Source organism: Lacrimispora indolis DSM 755 (assembly GCF_000526995.1).
Classification (GTDB): domain Bacteria; phylum Bacillota; class Clostridia; order Lachnospirales; family Lachnospiraceae; genus Lacrimispora; species Lacrimispora indolis.
Map to the genome: position 1 here is coordinate 5,598,015 of NZ_AZUI01000001.1, position 22,595 is coordinate 5,620,609.

Consider the following 22,595-nt stretch of genomic DNA (forward strand, 5'->3'; position numbering starts at 1 on the left):
CACCTCAATTCTTCGTATTCCTTCTGATAAAAGTATTGATATGAATTGCTAAATACATGATTTCAGCTTCTTCAACACTTACATCAAACGTATTCTCAATATAGTTCCTGATCTCCAATGAAATGCGGTATGCCTCCTCATACTCTTTCTTGATTACTTCCAGAATGCTTGAGTTATCCACCTGTAATCTTTCGTTTTTTATTAAACGCATTGAAAAAAATTTAAGGTGAGTCATGAATCTTTCATAGCTGATTGAATCAGTATCAAATTCAATATTCAAATTTTTACGTACTATGTTTAAGGATTGGTTGATAATTTTGGTCATAAAATCAGTATTGTTAAAGTAATTATCATCAAGTTGTGCATTCAAAATGTGCATGGCAATAAAAGATGCTTCATCATTTGGCAATTGTATATTCAGCGCGCTGTTAATAATTCCTACAGCTCTTTCACCGATATGATATTCAATCGTATAGAAACGCTTAATTTCATTGTGAAGTTTATTCTCAAACATTTGATTGTTATGATATCTTTCCACAGCAAAATTAACGTGATCCAGCAAGGAAAAATAAACACTTGCAGGCAATTCCCTTCCCATTGTAGATTCAGCATCTTCAACAATCTTGTTAACAACCTGGATATTGGAAAAATCAACATCCGATAACAGTGAAAGCAAATCATTCTCATACTGTTTATCGGTTAATATATAGATCTTTTCAATTGCATGATCCAGAATATCATCACCAACTTTTTTCTGGAAACCAAGAGCCTTTCCAAGTAATAAAACTTCCTGCCCCCGCTCATTCATTGAGCGCACTATATTATTATTAATTACTTTCGTTATCTTCATATAGCTCCTTTCTTTTTTTCTTCTGACCTCAATATTACCAATCCAAATGCTTGTATGATATATACAAAAAAAAAGCAGACAACATCATACAAGATAGATGTGGCCTACTTAAAGTAACAACTCTTGAGTAAAAGATAGCATAGAATTTGTAAAATGTCAACAATTTTTTTCTAACCGAAATTTCCTTTTATAGATTCCACACTTAGCAATCATTGAGAATTTCCTTGGTTCCTGAAGCTGTATAAGGGCACTATAAGCCATATTTCTATGGCCTATAATGCCCTCACATTTCATACTAATAGAATTAAGGTTTACTCCATTGACGGTTTTACCTGCACACGATGTTTATAATTCTTCCGGGAACATAGATTTCCTTAACAATGGGTCCTGTTATCTTATCCGGGATCAAAGCCTTGCCGGCCTCAATGGCCTCTTCCTTTGATACGCCTACAGGAAGCTTCACCACTGCTCTGGTCTTTCCGTTAACCTGGACCGCGACCTCAATTTCGTCTTCCTTCATGGCCTCTTCATCACATTCCGGCCACTGTGCATGGAATACGGAAGTCGTGCCGCCAAGCCGAAGCCACAGTTCCTCACCGATATGAGGTGCAAAGGGTGCAACCAGAACCACAAAAGCCTTTAACGTCTCTTTGTCAATTCCTCCGGTCTTCCCAGCCAACTCGATCAATTTATTGTTGTATTCCATGAATCCGGAAATAACCGTATTTAAATTAAACTGGCTGAAACGCTGTTCAATATCAAAGATCAGCTTGTTGCGAAGGCGGAGCATTTCCCTGGTAGGCTCCACATTCTTACCGCTGCTTTCCGTCACCAGTTTCCAGAACCGGTTTAAGAAACGGCTGACGCCTTCAATTCCCCTGTCATCCCACTCTGCATCAAGCTCCGGCGGTCCTACGAAAAGCTCATACATACGAAGGGCATCACAGCCATAGTCACGAACCAGATCATCAGGAGATACCACATTTCCCTTTGACTTGCTCATCTTGATTCCGTTCTTTCCGTTTATCATACCCTGGTTGAACAGCTTGGTAAAGGGCTCATCAAAATCCACCACACCGATGTCGTTTAAAAATTTGGTGTAGAAACGGGAATACAGAAGATGAAGCACGGCATGCTCCACGCCGCCGATGTACATATCCACCGGAAGGTATTTCTTTGCTTTCTCTTTGGATACCAGTTCCTTATCATTGTGACTGTCCACGTAACGGAGGAAGTACCAGGAAGAACCTGCCCACTGAGGCATGGTGTTGGTCTCTCTCTTAGCCGGAGCACCGCACACCGGACATGTGGTGTTCACCCATTCGTCAATGGCTGCCAGCGGAGATTCTCCTGTGCCGGTTGGCTGATAGCTTTCCACCTCCGGAAGGGTGAGCGGAAGCTGATCTTCCGGAACCGGGACATTGCCGCAATGAGGACAGTGAATAATGGGAATCGGCTCTCCCCAGTAGCGCTGTCTGGAAAATACCCAGTCGCGGAGCTTAAAGTTTACGGTCTTCTTTCCCAGTCCCCGCTCCTCGATCATGACTGGAGCTTCTTTTTTAAGGACAGAGGACTCCATGCCATTCCACTCACGGGAATTGATCATGGTTCCATTGGCCTCGGTGTAAGCTTCGATCATGTTTTCGATTTCTTTGCCATCCTTTGAGATGACCTGAACAATGGGAATATCAAACTTCTTTGCAAACTCAAAATCCCTGTCATCGTGAGCCGGTACGCACATAATGGCACCGGTTCCGTAGTCGGCAAGGACATAATCGGAGAGCCAGATGGGGACCTTGGCACCGCTTAAAGGATTCACAGCATAGCTGCCAGTAAAAACGCCGGTCTTTTCTTTATCCTGAAGGCGGTCCACATTTGACTTCATGGAAGCGTCGTAAATATATTTCTCAACCGCTTCCTTATTCTCCGGGGAAGCAAGGCCGGCGGCAAGAGCATGCTCAGGCGCCAGCACCATAAAGGTGGCTCCGTATAAGGTATCAGGTCTGGTGGTATAAACTGTAATACTTTCCTCTTTTCCGTCCACCTTAAAATCAACCTCGGCTCCATAGGATTTTCCGATCCACTCCGTCTGCATCTTCTTGACCTTTTCCGGCCAGTCAAGCTTATCCAGATCATCTAACAGGCGGTCTGCATAAGCGGTGATTTTTAACATCCACTGTCTTAAGTTCTTTTTTGTGACTCCGGTTCCGCATCGCTCACAGCAGCCGTTTACCACTTCTTCGTTTGCAAGTCCTGTCTTGCAGGATGGGCACCAGTTAATGGGGAATTCCTTCTCATAAGCCAGGCCTTTTTTAAACATCTGGACAAAAATCCACTGGGTCCATTTATAAAATCCGGGATCAGTGGTGTTGACCTCCATATCCCAATCATAGACAGCTGCGATCTCATTGATCTGGCGTTTGATATTCATGACGTTTTCTGCCGTGGATTTCGCCGGATGGACTCCCATCTTGATGGCATAATTCTCTGCAGGCAGGCCAAAAGCATCCCAGCCCATAGGATGAATCACGTAATGTCCCTTTAAAATCTGATAACGGCTCCACACATCGGAAATTACATAGCCTCTCCAATGGCCTACATGAAGACCGCTTCCTGACGGATATGGGAACATATCCAGACAGTAATATTTCTGTTTCTTTCCGTCATCAACATTGATGGGGTTCTTTGCCCAGTTTTCACGCCACTTTTTCTCAATGGCGGTATGGTTGTATGATGCTGCCATAACAAAATTTCCTCCTTCTCGCACACGCTTTTTGTGCATATAGGTATACCCGTAGGGTGCTTCCTCCTTTTACGAAAGGGATTTTCCCTGTTTTAAATGTCCGCGGATAAAATAATGACCTTAAGAGTAAATAAAAAATGCGCCTCCGGCCGTTCATAAGGCCATAGAGACGCAGGATCTGCCGCGTGGTACCACTCTATTTCATACGATGTCCGTATGCTCTCACTGGATATGATCATCATATCCGCCCGCTGTAACGGTCGGGACACCGGCAATGCCTACGCAGAAAGCATGGCTTCCTTCAGCACGCTACTCAAAGGCCAGTTCAGCCGTCATCCACAACCGGCTTCCACCACCCGCCGGCTCTCTGCATGTTTCAGACAGCTTACTACTCCTAATCAAAGTATTTTTGCTAACTACAAATGTAACATAATTGACGAAATGTGTCAACCGCATTTTATGAAATCCCAGGACACTCCGCAAATATGTGCCGGAGGGCTCCGTAAATACTGTCCATTCCACCCTTCCGATTAAGCAGAAGAAACGACAAAGGTTACAGCCGAAAGAAGGAAAAACAGGATCATTCCAAGGTTTACAAACAGCGTTTTAAAGGAACCTTTGCCCCAGGTTTCCATAAGCCCCGGATGAAACACCAGCTTTCTCCGGCTGATAAAAAGCAAAATGATTCCTGCAAAAACTGCCCCAAGCATGAATATGGAGTAGCCCACAGCAAGCAGTGGATTATCTCCAATGTGAAGGGCCGCAATGGAGCCGAGAAAATTGATTATCATGTGAAAAATTATGGTATAACGAAGCTTTCCCGTCTGAATATAAATATAGGCAAACACAAGACCAATGCCAAAGGCATAGAAGAACTGGTAGAAATTTCCGTGGCTTAAACCAAAGACAACACTGGATACCAGGATCGCCGCCTTATCTCCATACAGCCGGATCCGGTCGACCAGGACCTTGCGAAACAGGATCTCCTCAAAAACAGGGGCCATTATCACCATTGTGACAAAAATCGCCCAGGTACTCAAATCCTTTATCACTTCCTCTACCGGATTAATCATAGGCCTTCCCAAAAGGGCGCTGACAAGGCTCATAAGAGCCTGACCAATAAGATTCCCCAAAAACAGGGCACTCATACAGATCAAAAATCCGGAAACAAGCATTCCTGCCCCGGCCTTTTTCCCTCTGGGCCTGCATAAAACCGGCATATCCTTCACAATGAGATAGACGATAATTCCCCCGACAACGTAATTAGCCAGAGAAACAACCACCATATACCAGTTCCCAAAGGTTATTTCCATTCCGAACCGGGACAGGGCAAGGGCGATGACTCCCACCTCAAGCTGTATAATAATCGTCACAAGAAGGAATGCTCCATATCCGATTCCCACTCTTGAAAACGCTTTCCATGCACTTCTTCTGTCTTCCACTATTTTCATACCTCCTGCCAGTTGGTATCAGTTTATCACAGATCAGAGAAAAGCGCAATTATTCCACGATGGGCAGCCTGCAAAGCCTGATTTAACCAAAGAGGCGGAATTGAGGTTACAGTCCTTATTGACTCTTCATCCTGGCACAATGCCCGTTAAAAAAAGAAAACAGCCGGTTCATGGCGGGAACAGAATCAATTAAGTTTTCAGGATGCCATTGAATCCCCATAATAAGCCCCTCTTTATCCTCCAAAGCCTCTATCACTCCATCGGATGCATAAGCAGATGCCTTAAGCCCGCGTCCCAGCTTTTTCACTGCCTGATGGTGCATGGAGTTGGTTTCCAGCGTTCCTGCCCCCAGTACGGAGGCAAGCCTTGTTTCTTCTAAAACCTCCACGCGATGGGTCAGATAGCTTCTTTTCCGTTTCTGCATATGCTGCAGGCTTTCTTTCTCCCGCAGAGAAATATCCTGATAAAGGCTTCCTCCCATAAGAACATTTAAGAACTGATGCCCTTTGCATATCCCAAGCATGGGAATGCTCCGGGTTATGGCATACTGCCCCGCCCGAAAAAGAGCTTCGTCGATTTCCGGCCGGATTTCCCCCAAAACAGGCAGAGGTTCCTCCCCATAATACCATGGGTGAATATCTTCCCCTCCGGGAAACAGCAGGCCGTCGCAAAATGCCATTGCCTCTTCCGGTCCGGCCAGAATCCCGGTTGCCGGTATGACAACCGGAATGCCTCCGTTTCTGAGTACTGCTTCCACGTAGGCGGTATTGGCATAAACCCGTTCCATGCTGTTGAATATTCCCACTTCTGTCATAAATGTATTGCCCATAATACCGATCACAGGTTTTTTCAAGTCACCACTCCTTTTATGGTTTTACAGCAGATCCTGGCGGCAGATATGGCGGATCGCAGAAAGATCCAGCCTTCGGATCACTTCGGCTGCCAACTGGCAGGCCGCTTCCAAATCCGCTTTTGCACAGAAATTATAATGGGAATGAACGTATCTGGTGGGGACGCCAAGCACTAGTACCGGAACCGCCTTCCCCGTCAGACTGAGTTTTCCTGCATTGGTGCTTCCTCCCCTGCGGACAGCTTCCTGGTATTTGATTCCCAGGCTTTGGGCTGTTTCTATGGCATACTCCACAAAGGCAGGATTGGAAATATAGCTCTTATCCATTCGGCGGATCTGCACGCCTCCCTTCATTTTCCCCTGAGTGACAGCCGCATCAAAGAAGAAATCATCCGAGGGAGAGCCCTCAAAAACAATGGCCAGATCCGGCTTTACAATCTGGCTTGTGACAGTGGCTCCCCTCATTCCCACTTCCTCCTGGGAGGCGAAGGCTCCTACGACATTCACAAAAAGATCCTTTCTCTCCTCATATAACTTGTTCATGGTTTCAATAATGCAAGCACAGCCGGCCCGGTTGTCAAAAGCTTTACCAAAGCAGATCCCATGGTCCTTGTCGTAAGAAAAGGACACATCGGGAACCATGGGATCACCCACAGATATGCCAAAATCCTCTTCCGCCTCTTTCCGGCTGCAGGCTCCTATGTCCACATATATACTTTCTATGTCAAGGCTCTGGGAACTGCGTTCCTCGTCGTTCATGAAATGAACGGGCTTTGAGGTGATAATGCCCTTTATAAGCCTTCCGTCCCTGGTCTTCACAAGCACGGAATGAGCCGGGACATTGGTAAGATGGAATCCTCCCAGCATCAGGATCCCCAGACAGCCGTTGCTGTGTATGCATTGCACCATAAAACCGCATTCATCCAGATGAGCATCCAGCTGAATCACTGGCTTTCCTGACTCCGCCTCAGGCATGCAGGCATACAAATTGTTCATCGCGTCGTTTTCAACCTGATATCTGCCTAAATACCCTGCCGCCGTCCGCACCACATCTTCTTCAAAGCCGCTTGGACCAAAGGCATTTGACAGTCTGCCTAACATTTCCATATCCATAATTATTTTCTCCTCTTAACTCTGTTATCATTTTTTACCGGTTTTATCATCATATAAATGGCAGTAAACGTAATGATCCTCATCCGCCTGATACCGGTCCGGCGCTTTCATGCTGCAGATACTCATGCACTTTGGACAACGGGTATGAAATTTGCAGCCGTCAGGCGGATTTAAAGCGGAGGGAATGCTCCCTTCCAGAATGATACGTTCCCGTTTCACTTCCGGATCAGGAACCGGTACTGCCGATAAAAGCGCCTGTGTATAGGGATGGAGGGGATGTTTATAAAGCTTCTCTTTGACTCCTGCCTCCACGAAATTTCCAAGATACATGACCCCTACCCGATCACTGATGTGTTCCACTACATTTAAGTCATGGGCCACAAAAATATAAGTAAGGGAAAATTCCTTTTTTAACTGGTTTAATAAGTTTAACACCTGAGCCTGGATTGATACATCCAGGGCTGATACCGGCTCATCAGCGATGATAAGCCTGGGTTCTACCGCCAGGGCCCTTGCGATGCCGATCCTCTGCCGCTGTCCGCCGGAAAACTCATGGGGATACCGGTTTGCATGGTAATCATCCAGCCCTACCTTCCGCAAAAGGCCCAGGACCCTATCCTTCCGCTCTTCCTTTGACGACGTCAGCCCGTGAATGACCAGAGGCTCCGCAATGATATCAAACACCGACATCCTTGGATTCAATGAGGCATAAGGATCCTGAAATACCATCTGGACCTTTTTACGCACCGGACGCATCTGCCTGCTGTTATAGCCGGAAATATTTTCTCCGTCAAGAATAATCTCACCGGAGGTCGGTTCTTCCAGCATGCAGATCCCTCTCCCCAGAGTGGACTTTCCGCAGCCGGATTCTCCCACGATGCCGAATACCTCCCCCGTTTTTGCCTCAAAGGAAACTCCATCCACAGCCTTTACATACTCGGTTTTTCCGAATTTGCGGCCGGAAACGGGATAATAAATCTTCATATCCTTAACAGTTAAGAGGTTTTCCGTCATTTGTCCTCACCACCCTTCCCTTCACAAAGCCAGCAGCGGCTCACATGGCCTCCGCCCATTAAAAAAAATCCCGGTTCCTCTTTCCTGCACCTGTCAAAGGCCTGGGAACACCGCGGCGCAAACTTGCACCCCTCAGGCATGAACCTGGGATTTGGAACATTGCCGGGGATGGATTCCAGCTCGTCAACCGAAACCCCCAGCTTTGGTATGGAAGCCAGAAGCCCTCTGGTATATGGATGGGCAGGTGCTGCAAAAATTGATCTTACATCCCCCTTTTCCACCACCCGTCCGCAGTACATGACCGCCACTTCGTCACAGGTCTCCGCCACCACGCCTAAATCATGGGTAATAAACAGGATAGAGGTTCCGGTTTCCTTTTTTAAGTTGTTCATCAGATCCAGAATCTGGGCCTGTATCGTTACATCAAGAGCTGTGGTGGGTTCATCGGCAATCAGCACCTGAGGCTTGCAGACGAGAGCCATAGCAATCATGACCCGTTGGCGCTGCCCTCCGGAAAGCTGGAACGGATATTCCTTCATCATCCGCTCTACTCTTGGAACACCGGTCGTACGAAGCATATCCTCTGCCTTTTTATAAGCCTCCTTCCTGGAAATATTCTCATGCTGAAGCACGCATTCCGTCAACTGTCTTCCGATTTTCATAACCGGATTTAGGCTGGTCATTGGCTCCTGGAAGATCATGGAGATCTTGCCTCCTCTTAATTTCCTTCTTTCTTCTTCTTTGATCCGTACGATATCCCTGCCGTCGAGAATGATATCTCCTCCAACAATCCGGCCTCTGGTTCCCATTAATAAGCCCATGACAGACAGAGCGGTAACGCTTTTACCGCTTCCAGATTCACCTACGATCCCTAAGGTAGCACCTTCCTTCAGTTCAATGTCTACGCCATCCACGGATTTTATGATTCCGCTGTCAATATAAAAGTAAGTATGAAGATTCTTAATTTCAAGTATGTTTCTCTTTTCTTCCATATGGTTACCGCCTCCTTATTAATCCGTAAGCTTGGGGTCCAGGGCATCACGCAGACCGTCACCGAGAATGTTAAAGCTCAGGACCGTAAGAAAGATGGCAAGGCCGGGAAACAGAGTCGTGTGGACACTGGTCATCATATAGGTTCTTCCATTGGACAGAAGCAAGCCCCACTCGGGCGTGGGCGGCTGGGCTCCCATGCCCAGAAAGCTTAAGCTGGAGGCTGTCAGAATGGAGGAACCAATGGACATGGTATACTGCACGATAATGTCCGGCACCGCTCCCGGCAGAATATGCTTGAACAGGATCCTGGCATCCGAAGCCCCCAGATTTCTGGCCGCATGGACAAACACCATATTTTTAAGAGACAGCGTCCTTCCTCTTACAAGCCTTGCAAAAGTGGGAGTGGAAAATACCGCCACAGCAATGACCACATTATACAGGCCGCTGCCAAGAATTGCCACAATGGCAATCGCCAGAATGATCCCGGGAAATGCAAACAGGGTATCGCAAACCCTCATGATTACGGAATCAATCATACCGCCGTAATAACCTCCCATAAGGCCTAAAATGGTACCGCACACCGCTCCCGCCGTAACCGCAAGCAGGCCGATGGAAAGTGAGATCCTGGCTCCGCATAAAATCCTGGAAAACAGATCTCTGCCAAATTCATCGGTTCCGAAAAAGTGAGCCGGGCCGGGCCCCTCAAGAATGGAAGAATAATCATATTCATTGATGCCGTAAGGCGCCAGAACCGGTCCCACCAGAGCGAGTATTGCCAGGAACAGCACAAATACCAGCGCCGTAACCGCATTTTTCTGCCTTCTGAACTTTCGCACCATCTCAGATACAGGAGTTTTTATATCTGATCCTTTTTTTATTTCCTTTTTTTCAGCCATACGATGGAACCTCCCTTAACCAAGCTTGATTTCCGGGTTGAGGATTGCATAAAGGATATCTACAACCAGGTTGATGATGATAAACTGCAAAGAAAAAATAAGGATCAGTGACTGAATGGCCGGATAATCCCGGTAGTTGACCGATTCAATGAGAAGGGATCCAAGACCCGGATAAGCGAATACCGCTTCCGTAACCACAGATCCTCCAAGAAGATAACCAAACTGAAGCCCCACCACCGTAACCACTGATATCATGGAATTGCGAAAGGCATGTCTCCAGGTTACGGCCTTTTCCTTAAGTCCCTTTGCCCTGGCTGTCCGTATATAATCCTCTTTCAGAACCTCTATGACAGAGGATCTTGTGAACCTTGCGATCACTGCCGCTATGCTGATGCCCAAGGTGATGGAGGGAAGGACCAGATTCTTAAACTTTCCTGCTCCTGTTGTGGGAAACCAGCGGAGCTTTACGGCAAATATCATGATCAGAAGAAATCCCACCCAGAATGCAGGAAGTGAAATACCTGAAACCGCTACGGTCATACCCGTATAGTCCTGCCATTTTCCCCTGTTTTTTCCGGACCATACGCCAAAAAACACACCGGCCAGGGTACTCCAGATAAGACTTGTTGCAGTAAGGACAAGGGTATTCCAATATCTGGCCCCTATTTCAACTGAAACCGGACGTTTGGTACGCAGAGAATTCCCCAGATCCCCTTTTAAAAGTCCTCCGATATACCGGATATACTGAACTGCTATGGGCCTGTCAAGGCCAAGCTGGACCCTGACGGCCTCCACATCCTGCTGGGTGGCCTGCTCCCCCGCCACCAGCCTTGCAGGATCACCGGGAATCATCCTTACAAAGAAAAAAACAAAGGTTATTACAATGATCAGCGTGGGGATCGTTCCCAGCACGCGCCGGTATGTAAACTTGAGCATCCTTCTCATCTCCTATGATTCTATGGGGCAATGCGGCAAAGGTGCCCTGGTAACAAGACACCCCCGCCGCATCAATGATTCCACATCCATTTATTTGGTCATTTTAGCATTCTTCATGTTAATGGCGCCATCGGGATAGATCTTTACTCCTGACAGCTTACTGCCGGTCACCCATGTATTGTAATCCAGCGAAACACATACCAGGGGCACATCCTCCCAGATAATATCCTGCGCTTTTGCATAAGCCTCTCTTCGGACCGAATCATCCGCACTCTGAAGACCTGCCTTTATGCACTCTTCCAATTCCTCATTTTCGTAATAACACATGTTATAGCTCATGGGCGGCTGTGATTCCCTGGCAAGCAAAGGCCTGATTCCCCAGTCAGCATCACCGGTGGAAGGAGACCAGCCGGATAAATAACACTCAACCTCTACCTCTGAGCCCGGGCCGGTAGCCCCCTGAACCTTTTCATTTACAATGGCGCTTTCCATACCGTTCAATTCCAGATTGATGCCGGCCTCAGCCAGCTGCTGCTTGTAAAACTCAGCCTTTTTCTGGTTGGCGGAAGTATTCTGATACATGAGAGTGGTTGTAAAGCCATCGGGATATCCGGCTTCTGCCAGAAGTTCTTTTGCCTTTGCCGGATCATAGGCAAGGGGATCATTTCCCTTGTAATATTGTACTGCCGGACCAATGATAGACGTAGCCGGCGTTCCCAACCCATTCATAACGACCTGGACATAAGCTTCCTTATTGATAGCATAGCTGACTGCCCTGCGCACCCTTACGTCATTGAAGGGAGCTTTTTGGTTGTTCATCATGAAATACCATACCACAATGCCCTCTCCCTGATTTACCGTCACATTGGAGTCTGTCTTCAGCGCCTCAACGCTTTCCGTGGGAGCCGGCCATATGATCTGTGCATCTCCGGACTGGATCATAGCCACACGGGTCGCATCCTCTCCCACGGGTTTAAAGGTAATGGTTTTAAAGCCGGCATCCCGGTCTGCCAGCGCTGTTCCTCCGCTGATATCCGGATCATAACCCCACCAGTCCTTATTCAGCTCCAGCGTCAGGTGATCACCTGCCACCCATTCCACAAATTTATATTGTCCAGTGCCTACGGGAGCCTGGGCGCAAACTTGCGGCCCCGCTTCGATCTGTTTGGGGCTCATGATCACACAGGCCGGATGAGCCAGGTTATTGATAAATGCGCCGAAAGGTGATGTTAAGGTTACCTTAATGGTATAGTCATCGACCTTATCCACATGATCCAGGGTATTGCATAAAAATGTGGTGCGCTTTAGCCCAAGCGTCTTATCGCCCCACTTCGTAAAGTTTGCAATGGCTGCCTCCGCATTCCATGGAGCTCCATCCGTAAAAGAAATTCCCTCCCTCAACGTGATTGTAAACTCGGTGGCATCCTCATTGGCCTCGTAGCCAGTGGCAAGCATGGGATAAATTTTCATTTCATCATCAAAGCCAAACAAGCCGTCCATCATCATACGCTGAATGCCGCCGGAAAGGGTATCACTGGTATCCATAGGATCCATAGTTGTAAAATCAACTCTCACCGCAGCGGTGACGTCCATGTCCTGAGAAACCGAATCTCCCTCTGCCCCGGCCGTAGTCTCCGCAGCTTCGGAAGCAGATGTTCCGCCAGATTCTTTCTGCGTTCCTGATGAAGAACCGCAAGCCGTAAGCAATGTCATTGATGCAGTGAGCATTGCCGCTGTCCACAACGTTAACCATCCTCTTTTCATAGCATTTCCTCCTCATTTTTCTGGTTATACAAAAAGAGCAAGGCAAGCCCCTGAACCGGTAAGCTTCCTTGCTTTTAAGCCATTTTATACGCAGCGTTTCTGATTTGTCAAACAAATCTCCGGCAGCAAATACCTCCTCTCTGTAAAAATTAAGATTCTGAATCTTTTAGGTTGTTTTAAGGGGGCATTATTGATATAATATGCCCAATAACTTTATGAGGAGGTAGGAAAACGATGCTGAAAACGCCCAGATACCATGCTTTGATCGTATGTATAAGCGCCGCCATACGCCTGGAGTTCCAGTCGTATCTTCATTCCATATTGGGTAAATATATCTCTTTTGATACCATTGACCTCTATCAGGTCCATACGCCCTCCCAGATCACTGGATACCAGTGCATTTTATTCTCCAGCGCCTATGTAAAGAGCGCCTTTCCCCTTCAGGTTCCTGAAGATGTGACGCAGCTTATCTGTACCCGGACCTTTAACCATGCGTTTTTAGATCAGATCATCCGGATCCCTCCCGGCGAAAGAGTTTATCTGGTTAATGATGTGGGCGAATCCATTCCAACCCTCATTGAACAGTTTCGGGAGGCAGGAATTACTCAGTATCAGTTTATCCCCTATTATCCGGGCTGCGGCGAAACGGATGAATCCATACAATATGCCGTCACTGTTGGGGAGCCGCAGCTGGTTCCAGCTTATATAAAAAATGTAGTCAATATAGGAAACCGCATCATAGACATCTCGACCATCAATGAATTATGTGTCTGCTTCCACTTACCGGCCAGTCTTTCCAACCAGATCACCCAGGGATACATCAACCGCATCCTGCAGATCACCAAGCTGACCGGAACCTATTACAGCAATTATATTTTTTCCCATCAGCTGCTGCAGGCTGTCATTCAAAACCTTTCCCAGGGGATCTGTCTGATCTCTTCGGAAGGGGAAATCACCATGATGAACCGGCAGTTCTCCCTGGACCTGGAAATTCAGGAATCGAATGCCTGCGGGAAGCAGTTTTCCGACTTACTTCCCGCTAAGTATTCTTCCTTAACTTTCTGCCAGAGCGCGGATTATGAACTGGAAAACAAAAAAGGGAGCATTCTCGGATTAAGCATCCTGGAACTCTCCCTTCCCAACCATTCCCCTCTTTATCTGATCACCAGCAAAAATACCCCTCTGTCTCAGGACGAGGAACGGCGGCTTGCCTTTAAACGGGCTGACAGCCAGGAGGCCCACTTTTTAAACAATGGTTTCTCAAACATCCTGACCGCCACAGTCCAGGTAAAAAACATGCTGGAATATGCCCGGCGCCTGGCTCTCTATGATTTTCCGGTGCTGATCCAGGGAGAAAGCGGAACACAGAAAAAGATGATCGCCGCAGCCATACACAGGGCCTCCAACCGAAGACAGAAGCCCCTTGCAGTTTTCCATTCTTTCTGTGAGCCCCCGGAAAAAGGCACATTAGGCCATCAGCTGACCGGAGTCCTCAATTCCTCAGACAAAGGAACGCTGCTCATCCAACGGGCTGAGCTCCTTTCCCTTGAAATGCAGGATCTTCTCATTGAAGTCCTGCAAAACAGCAGTCAGGAGACCCCTTTTTTTCAGAGCCGCCCTCTTTCCAATTTCCGCATCATTGCCACTGCCGGGCACGACTTATATGAGGATGTTCTAAACGGCGCCTTCCGGGAAGAGCTGTTTTTTCTGCTGAACACAGCCTCCATTGACACCATTCCCCTGCGGGAAAGAAGAAAGGACATCCCTTTACTAATGGAGCACTTCTTTCAAAACCTGTTCCACGATACCAATCTTCGTCTGAAAGATATTATATCCCCAAGCCTGATGGATTTTCTGTTAAGCTATGATTATCCTGGAAATGTTCAGGAGCTCCTAAATCTCACCCGTTTCTTTTTCACCAATTATGCGGCTCATCCCCTGATACTCTCCCAGCTGCCTTCCTACATCAGAAAACGGCTGAAAAAGCCCCTGTCCGGACAGAGTGCTGTTAAAAACTCCATTCTGTCCCTGATTGCCGCCTCACCCCGTATAGGCCGCTCCGGCATAAAGGAAGTGCTTACCCTGCGGGGAACCGTTTTAAGCGAGGGAAAGCTGCGTTCTATTTTAAAGGAGCTTTCCGACGAAGGCCTCATTAAAATCAACCGCACCAGAGGAGGGTGCGAGATCACAGAACTGGGGATGACACTGCTTTAAATGTTATTTCAAACCGGATCCGGGCTATGCATGATATTTCAGTTTTGTATCCACAAGAAAGTCAATGCCCAGCCCAGCCGGTTCTCTTCTTATCTCTTGGCTTTCACGGTCAAACAAGTCCGGATATTTGGATACCAGGGGCCATTCCTTGCTGACCAGACGGTTCAGATGATGGTTTAACACTCCGTGAAGCCGTTCAGAATCCTTTGCAAGGATGGCATCCACCATTTCTCTGTGCTGCTTTACAACCCCTGGCTCAATTCCTGAATCCGCCATGGCCAACATCCGGATCCTTCTGTAATGGCCGGAGTTGGCAGCCAGAATATCATTGCAGTATCCTTTGTTGGCTCCATCGTAGAAGATGGAATGAAAATACATATCCTCTGCCAGAAATCCACGGATATCTTTCTTTTTTTCAAGCTGCTCCTGTCTGTCTAAAGACATCTCCAATGCGGTGATCGCCTTTAAATTGCATACTGCCATAAATTCCAGCATTACATTTTCTTCCACGCAGATCCTCAAAAACCGCTCATTGCGGACCTTATCATAATCAATCTTGGATATCATAGTCCCGCGCTGGGGAAGAAATGTAATAAGCCCCTCCTTGGAAAGGCTGATCAATGCATCCCTGACCGGAGTTCTTCCAACCTCATAGGACTCGCTTATGTCCTTGATACTGAATATCATTCCAGGGCGCAGCTTTAAATCCAGTATATCGGATCTCAATACATCATAAATGGTATCTTCCTGGTTGTTTTCTGTGCCGCCCATGAATGCCTCCCGTTAATAACTTAATACTTCCCTGTACATCTTCAGGGCTTCGTTTGAATTATAATTATAATACAAAAGTATATCAAGCGCAAATGGTGAATAAAGAAATCCATTTATTTTCTTAGAAAAATACATGCCGGCGATCTCAGACAGCGCCCTGACAGTTGATTCACTCTTGTAGCCCAACAATCTCCACAGAACCACCTTTTCCCTTCTGGTGTAGATCCCCTCCTCCTCTTCCTCAAGGTAATGAAAAATCTCATGTCCCAGGATCAGACTTTTGATCTGATCCATTGTCAGCAGGCCTTCCGGCAGCCCGCTTTCCGCCGCCAGCTCTATGGGTTCCTTCATGATCTGTATCTGGTCAGGAGGTGTAAAAAGGGCAAATAACACCCTGTCTGCTATCTGCCCCCTGTCTGCATACTCTACCTTCAGCTTAAATTTTTCTGCCAGTTCCCAGGGATCCCAGGTCCCCAGACTGCTCATAACCTTATCTGCCATTTCATATCCGCAGCAGATCGCAAGTTCAATCATCCTCTTTTTTTCCGCTTCACTGATTTTGTCCCGGAGGATGTCCCTGGAGAATGCATACATTCCCCAGGACAGATCATTTACCTGTGCCAGGCCTTCTGCCATTTCCCTCAATATCATTTCCGACATATCCGTCTCCAAATATTTAATTTTGTTTTACGTTGGCACCTACAATTATAATTTCCTCATCCGGCTCCAGAGATGATAATTCCAGTTCGATCAGCAATTCCAGCTGTTCAAAATCCTGGGCCGCAAAATCCGTGACCCTGGCCCCCATACAAATATAATAGTCAGGCCTTATCACCAGGTCGGTCTGGTAAACAGCCATATCATCCCAAAGCTGTTTTAACGCATCTAAATAATCTGCCGCTTTGATCTTCAGGCACATACCTCTTCCTCTCTGAACCTTAATAAATCCCTTTTTATCAACAATACGTATGGCACTGGGAGAATCGTCCTCAACATTTTCCCCATAGATATAAAAGTAATCCGAACTTGCCAGAAGCTTTGTATCCTCATCTGCAATCCGCATATCCTGGGCTGCCAGATGCCTGGCTTCCGATTCATCGCATTCCTGTAAAAGATCTGCAGTCTTAACCTCCGTGGATCCGGTTGCAATCGCAGTTACCTTGGAGGTCTGAGAATCAATCTCAATGTGGATCTCTACCGATTCCGCCGTTGCTCCGGATTCGATTGCTTTGTTTAAAGCCTCATTCTTAATGGCGCGGATATCTTCCTTGGATGGAGAGGGTATAATGCGTTCCACCACATCCCGCACCATGGAAAGGGCAACTCCAATGGAGGAAATGACCTCAGCATTTTCCGGTATGGAATATTTGACCCCCATCTTTTCACTGAAATATACAATCAGGGAGGCGGCTCCTCCGCCTACTCCCACCAGGGAAATCTGATCCTTTTCCAGCTTATATTTCTCAGCCAGTTCCAGTATGACCGGTTCAATCTTTGCATAGGCTTTTTCCATGATCTGTTTTGCAATGTCTTCTGCTGTGGTACCGCAGTAATCGGCCAGAGCTGTCATGGCTTTTCTGGCGGCTTCCACATTTCCATAAGAAAAATGCTCCGGCTTTACCAGTCCCAGCACATTGGCCGCGCAGGAATTAGTAAGAGTAACCGCAGAACCATCCTCCAGCCGGATCCGGACATAATCAGCAGGATCACCGGATTTGGGGGAGAAGAACTCCACCTTTGGCCCTTTGATTTTAACCGGATCCGTAAACACGGAATAATCCAGTCCTGCAATATGGGCGGAACGGGGGCCTACATCCAGAACACCCTGCTTGTTCGCACGTACCATGGATCCTCCGGCCACGCCGAGAACCCGCACATCAAGAGAAGAAATATAGGTGGGATGACCGCCGACAATGGAATAATCAATAGCAGGACGGCCGTTTTTGATGACGCCGATGTTGGTGGTGGTTCCTCCTACCTCAAAATAAACGCCGTTGGAGGCGCGAAGATACATGAGAGAACCCATAACAGAGGCAGCAGGCCCTGACAGCATGGTCAGAACGGGGCGCTTTTTCATTTCAGAGATTTCCATAACCCCGCCGTCGCCTCTCATAATCATGAGCGGCACATGAACCCCGGCCTCTCTTACGGAGTCTTCCGTAGAATTGGCGGTATCCAGCATCTTCGGAAGGATGGAGGCGTTGATTGCAGCGGTTCTTGTCCGTCTGGTAAGCCCGTAAAGCTTGGTAATATCAGAAGCCATGGTAGTGGGAACACCTCTTTTGCCGGCCGCCTCGCAGACCTCCTGCTCCGGTCCTCCGTCGTCTACGCCAAAAGCCATGGAAGAAACAAATACCTCTGCTCCTGCTTTCTGCATCTCGCTGATAGTTTTTTCCACTGCAGACTTTTCCATTTTTTTAACATTCAAAAAATCATTGACAATTTTAATTTTCTTTTGATTTCCCAGATCAATATCCGCAAGTCTGGTCTGTTTTTTAGCAAGGATTCCTTCCAGGCCGCCCTTTGCCATGCCGATAACACCTACCGCAGCCACGTCACCCTCGATCAGCGCATTGGTGGCCTGTGTTGTAGAATGGGCGACGAATACTACGTCTTCCGGACTGATTTGATTTTCACGCAGACAATTCTGAAAGGACTTAACCACTCCTGCCGCAACGCCTCTGGGATCGTCATGGGTTGTCTTTACTGAAGACTTCCCGATTATTTCATGGGTGGCATTATCAATGGCAACCGCCTTTGTATGAGTGCCTCCCACATCGATGCCCATTCTTACTGATCTTCCCATTATTATGACCGTTCCTTTCTAAAGAGGGAACTGGCAGCATTCCCTGCCAGTTCCTTATTTACTTCATATTTTAACCTCATCAGGCAGCAAAGCAGATTGTGAGTATCCCATTGGCTTACATCAAACCGCCGTAAAGGACAAAGGCGAGGATACAGCAGATAAAGCCGACGATCCACCCTGTGGGTATGGACATTTTCATATAATCCTTTGTCGAAACCTTTGTATAGCCAAAGCCCCATGCCACCCAGGACTGGGTGATGTCCAGATGCTGCGGCGCAATGGTTGTTATGGCAAACAGCGGGTATAAGAAAGCAACCGGTGCGTCCGGAAGTGCGGCAATGACTACTGCCAGAATTGCGGTTCCGCATCCAACAAGGTTCAAAGGACCTCTAAAGAAGCCCAGAGGAGTCAGGATTGCAAAAATAAGTGCAAGGATCAGTGCGCTTCTTGGAACAAAGCCTCCCAGAATCGCAGTAAAATACGGTGCGGCATATGCGGCAGCGTTGTTGAACATGGACAGAGTAAGCAAAAAACCGATCATAGGAGCAACATCAATGGAACCATCGGTAAACAGCTTGGCAAAAAGCCGGCAGATATCGGAATAGGTTCCTTTCAGCTTTCCTGTAGTGATCAGTGCATAAATACCTGCAAGGCAGAATCCCAGGATAATCGGGATCTGAAAAACTACAACACCCAGAACCGGAAGAATTACGGAAATCCAGGAGATGGCCGGAGCATTGTCACTTACGGTAAAGGATTTTGCCGCCCAGGCATGAGCCGCTTTTTTGCTCATGGATAGGTTGGCTACGATCAGCACCACCACCAGTGCAACTACCATACAGATCACTCCCATCTGGAAATAATCGTTGTAAGTATAGTTTTCCGCAGCCGGGTTAAAGCCTGCATAAATAGTCTGATACTGCTTGAAGTTAACAATATTGCCAAATATACCGGCCATAATGGACCCCATGAAACTGAACATGGCAATTGGCGCCGGTACGCCGAGAGACAGCATGATAGGAAGCACAATAACCGCAATGGAGATTACAGGACCGATTCCTGTCATGGACATAAAGATGATTGCTGTAACAATGCATAACAATCCCATGGTGATTCTCGGTTTGTCACCGCCCAGCTCAACAACCTTACGGATCAGTGTTGATGCGATTCCCGTATCAACCAGAACCCTGCCGAAGAATGCTCCGAAGAACACGTTGACCAGAATCGATTTTGCGTACCCGGCCGGACCGTCCGCATATACATAGGTCAGCACATCAATAAAAGACTTGCCTTCCATAGCGGTATTGGGTGAAATGGAATTCCCCACCAGCGCAAGCGCTGTCCAGAAAGTTGCCATGACTGCAAATCCCACCATGAGGTTCAGGCCTTTTACACAATACCATACCATGCCCAGGAAAGACAGAATCATGATAATGCCGATGATAACATTGACGTTCATATGAACCCTCCTTAAAAAAATAAAGTTTATAGAAACCTGCAGAAAGCCCCTTAAGCTTTCCGCCACCCCTTAAGCGGCAGTAAACCACCACTCATACTAATATATTAGTACTAAAATATCAGATTGTATACGGGTATTGTACCAATATTCTTGTGATTTTTTTGTATGATTTTCACAAAATATTTTGATTCATTTCTCTTTAATTCAATATATTAACAATGTCGAATGTGCGGAAATAATGTCGGTTTTTATACTAATATATTAGTTTTATTTCTTTTAAACCACATTCTTTTTATTGTACCAATCTTCAGAATATCTATTCTTTTCTCTTATTATTTGTTAAATCAGCTTAATTTTTAACGGTTGAAAAACCATAGGCGGGCCCAGAATCAGGCGACAGAAAAGACGATGCGGCTCCGTTCCCTGCATTGCTCACACAAATACAAAAAAACCCATGGCAATACCTTTCAAGCAGGTAATGCCATGGGTTTTGGGCTTTTGGCCCTTTGTCAATCATTTAAGCGGCGGTTCATTTAAACTTCAACTCTGTCAATCTTAGAAGCCCGCTCTTCCACTTCTCTCTTCTGAACATCACCAGGAGCCAGTTCATAGCGGCTGAATTCATATTCAAAGGTTCCGATTCCGCCTGTCATGGAGCGTAAGTCCGTATTATAGCCGAACAGTTCGGACATGGGCACGTCTGCCTCAATGACCTGCTTTCCGCCGTGGTTGGAGTTCATTCCAAGAACGCGGCCTCTTCTGCGGTTTAAATCTCCCATTACATCTCCGGTAAATTTATCCGGAACAGTAACCTTAAGGGAAGCAATTGGTTCCAGGAGAACCGGATTTGCATCCATAAATCCCTTCTTAAAGGCCATGGTTGCAGCCATCTTAAAAGCCAGCTCAGAGGAGTCAACGGGATGATAGGAGCCGTCAGTCAGCGTAGCCTTTAATCCCACCACCGGATAAGCGGCAAGAGGTCCTTTTAAGACGCACTCGGCAATTCCCTTTTCAACCGCCGGGAAATAGTTTCTGGGCACAGCCCCGCCAAATACACATTCATCAAATACGTAAGGAGTTTCCAAGTCTCCGGAAGGCTCAAAGGTCATCTTAACATCACCGTACTGTCCATGTCCTCCGGACTGCTTTTTATACTTGCCCTGAACTTCCACTTTCCTGCGGATGGTCTCACGAAAAGCAAATTTAGGCTTGCTCAGCTCCACATCAACCTTATAGCGGTTTAAAAGCTTGCTTACAACCACTTCCAGCTGCTGGTCTCCAATGGCATAAAGAAGAGACTGGCGGTTTTCCGTGTCATTGACTACCTTTAAGGTCCAATCCTCTTCCGTCAGCTTTGCAAGAGCGGTTGAAACCTTGTCATCGTCGCCCTTTGTCTTGGTCCTGTACCGCATATACGTATAAGGAGTGGATATCTCCGGCTTATGGTATACAATCGGTGCAGAACGAAGGGCAATGGTATCACCGGTCTGGGTCACATTCAATTTGGATACCGCTCCGATATCTCCTGCTCTTAATTCCGAAACCTCAACGGCTTCCTTTCCCCTTAACGCATAAAGCTTTCCGATCTTTTCCTCTGTGTCCTTATTCACGTTATAAATGGCGGAATCAGGCTTTAAGGTACCGGTACAGATCTTAAGCAGGGAATACTTTCCGATGAACGGGTCCACAATGGTCTTAAACACACGGGCTGACAGGGATACATTATCGTTATATTTGGCTGTAAAGCGCTCCCCTGTGGAAATGTCCACGCCGATGCACTCAAAGTAGTCGGGGGACGGGAAATACTTATCAATAGCCTGAAGCACCATCTTGGCACCCTGGGCGTTGATTCCGGAACCCAGCATAACCGGAACGATATTTCCTTTTATCACATGTTCCCGAAGAGCAGAAGAAATCTCATCAATGGTGAACTCATCACCGGAGAAATAGCGCTCCATATATTCCTCGCTGGTTTCTGCCACGGCTTCCATAAGTGCTTCACGGGCAATCCCCAGGTTCTTCTGGCTATATTCAGGAATCTCACATTCTTCATAATCACTGTTGACAGTAAAACGCCGGCCTGCCATCTTTACAACATTGACAAAACCTACGAACTTTTCGTTTTCACGAATGGGGAGGTGGAACGGCGCTATCTTTCTTCCAAACTCTTTTTCCAGCTTTAACAACAATTCACGGAAACTTGCATGATCGTCATCCATATTTGTTACAAAGAAAATTCTGGGAAGCTTGTACTTTTCGCAAAGTTCCCATGCCTTTAATGTTCCAACTTCAATACCAGCCTTACAATTCACTACAATAACCGCTGCATCCGCAACGCTGATGGCTTCTTCAACTTCGCCAACAAAATCAAAATATCCGGGAGTATCAAGTAGGTTGATCTTGATCGGTCCATCCTCTCCTTTATACTCCAAAGGAATCAGGGAAGTGGAGATGGAGAACTGTCTCTTGATCTCTTCTTTGTCATAATCGCTGATGGTATTGCCATCGGTGACTTTTCCCATTCTGCTGATGGCTCCGGTAATCAACGCCATAGCTTCTGCCAGGGTAGTTTTACCGGCGCCCCCGTGCCCAAGTAAGGCGACGTTACGGATTTGTTTGGTTCCATACACGTTCATAAACATTCCTCCTGTTCGGTATTTAAGTCTATAAGGATATTTTACTAAAAATGTCATATAATTGCAAGCAAAAGGTGCAATTTGCACAAATATTTTTTA

The 22,595-nt window shown here is 46.9% G+C and carries 16 protein-coding genes and 1 other annotated feature; of the genes, 1 reads left to right on the forward strand and 15 read right to left on the reverse strand.

The features are described from left to right. Positions 1-4 precede the first annotated feature (4 nt). The 10 genes from licT to K401_RS0127225 form a co-directional block, all read right to left on the reverse strand. On the reverse strand, positions 5-850 hold the full coding sequence (licT, locus tag K401_RS0127180; protein ID WP_024295900.1) for a BglG family transcription antiterminator LicT: 846 nt from the start codon (positions 848-850) through the stop codon (positions 5-7). Between the two features lie 328 nt (positions 851-1,178). Then, positions 1,179-3,593: a leucine--tRNA ligase gene (gene leuS / locus K401_RS0127185; protein ID WP_024295901.1), complete on the reverse strand. Its 2,415-nt coding sequence runs from the start codon at positions 3,591-3,593 to the stop codon at positions 1,179-1,181. Between the two features lie 162 nt (positions 3,594-3,755). After that, positions 3,756-4,004, reverse strand: a binding site (T-box leader). 119 nt (positions 4,005-4,123) lie between these two features. After that, positions 4,124-5,035 (reverse strand): CPBP family intramembrane glutamic endopeptidase, encoded by a 912-nt coding sequence (locus K401_RS0127190; RefSeq protein WP_024347741.1) that lies wholly within the window; start codon positions 5,033-5,035, stop codon positions 4,124-4,126. Positions 5,036-5,159: 124 nt separating this feature from the next. Further along, entirely contained in the window at positions 5,160-5,897 is a 738-nt protein-coding gene (locus tag K401_RS0127195; protein ID WP_024295903.1) for a gamma-glutamyl-gamma-aminobutyrate hydrolase family protein, read from the reverse strand. Positions 5,898-5,918: 21 nt separating this feature from the next. Next, the gene (locus tag K401_RS0127200; protein WP_024295904.1) at positions 5,919-7,007 is read right to left on the reverse strand and encodes a M42 family metallopeptidase; all 1,089 of its coding nucleotides are present in this window, start codon (positions 7,005-7,007) and stop codon (positions 5,919-5,921) included. A gap of 27 nt (positions 7,008-7,034) precedes the next feature. Continuing rightward, entirely contained in the window at positions 7,035-8,021 is a 987-nt protein-coding gene (locus K401_RS0127205) for an ABC transporter ATP-binding protein (RefSeq protein WP_024295905.1), read from the reverse strand. Continuing rightward, a complete protein-coding gene (locus tag K401_RS0127210; protein ID WP_024295906.1) occupies positions 8,018-9,013 on the reverse strand; it encodes an ABC transporter ATP-binding protein in 996 nt (331 codons plus the stop codon). Before K401_RS0127210 ends, K401_RS0127205 begins: the two co-directional genes overlap by 4 nt. Positions 9,014-9,031: 18 nt before the next feature. Further along, a complete protein-coding gene (locus K401_RS0127215; RefSeq protein WP_024295907.1) occupies positions 9,032-9,910 on the reverse strand; it encodes an ABC transporter permease subunit in 879 nt (292 codons plus the stop codon). 15 nt (positions 9,911-9,925) lie between these two features. After that, positions 9,926-10,846: an ABC transporter permease gene (locus K401_RS0127220; RefSeq protein ID WP_024295908.1), complete on the reverse strand. Its 921-nt coding sequence runs from the start codon at positions 10,844-10,846 to the stop codon at positions 9,926-9,928. Positions 10,847-10,936: 90 nt separating this feature from the next. Continuing rightward, positions 10,937-12,610: an ABC transporter substrate-binding protein gene (locus K401_RS0127225; RefSeq protein WP_024295909.1), complete on the reverse strand. Its 1,674-nt coding sequence runs from the start codon at positions 12,608-12,610 to the stop codon at positions 10,937-10,939. A gap of 234 nt (positions 12,611-12,844) precedes the next feature. On the opposite strand from K401_RS0127225, the gene K401_RS0127230 reads away from it, so the two are divergent. Continuing rightward, the gene (locus K401_RS0127230; RefSeq protein WP_024295910.1) at positions 12,845-14,824 is read left to right on the forward strand and encodes a sigma 54-interacting transcriptional regulator; all 1,980 of its coding nucleotides are present in this window, start codon (positions 12,845-12,847) and stop codon (positions 14,822-14,824) included. A 24-nt stretch (positions 14,825-14,848) separates the two neighbouring features. Here the strand turns inward: K401_RS0127230 and K401_RS0127235 are convergent, their stop codons facing one another. The 5 genes from K401_RS0127235 to K401_RS0127255 form a co-directional block, all read right to left on the reverse strand. After that, on the reverse strand, positions 14,849-15,595 hold the full coding sequence (locus tag K401_RS0127235) for a GntR family transcriptional regulator (protein WP_024295911.1): 747 nt from the start codon (positions 15,593-15,595) through the stop codon (positions 14,849-14,851). 12 nt (positions 15,596-15,607) lie between these two features. Further along, positions 15,608-16,255, reverse strand: coding sequence for a hypothetical protein (locus K401_RS0127240; RefSeq protein ID WP_024295912.1), 648 nt, complete (start codon positions 16,253-16,255; stop codon positions 15,608-15,610). A gap of 16 nt (positions 16,256-16,271) precedes the next feature. Continuing rightward, positions 16,272-18,401, reverse strand: coding sequence for a hydantoinase/oxoprolinase family protein (locus tag K401_RS0127245; RefSeq protein ID WP_024295913.1), 2,130 nt, complete (start codon positions 18,399-18,401; stop codon positions 16,272-16,274). A 115-nt stretch (positions 18,402-18,516) separates the two neighbouring features. Beyond that, positions 18,517-19,860 (reverse strand): hypothetical protein, encoded by a 1,344-nt coding sequence (locus K401_RS0127250; protein WP_024295914.1) that lies wholly within the window; start codon positions 19,858-19,860, stop codon positions 18,517-18,519. Positions 19,861-20,393: 533 nt separating this feature from the next. Further along, a complete protein-coding gene (locus K401_RS0127255; RefSeq protein ID WP_024295915.1) occupies positions 20,394-22,496 on the reverse strand; it encodes an elongation factor G in 2,103 nt (700 codons plus the stop codon). Positions 22,497-22,595: the final 99 nt, after the last annotated feature.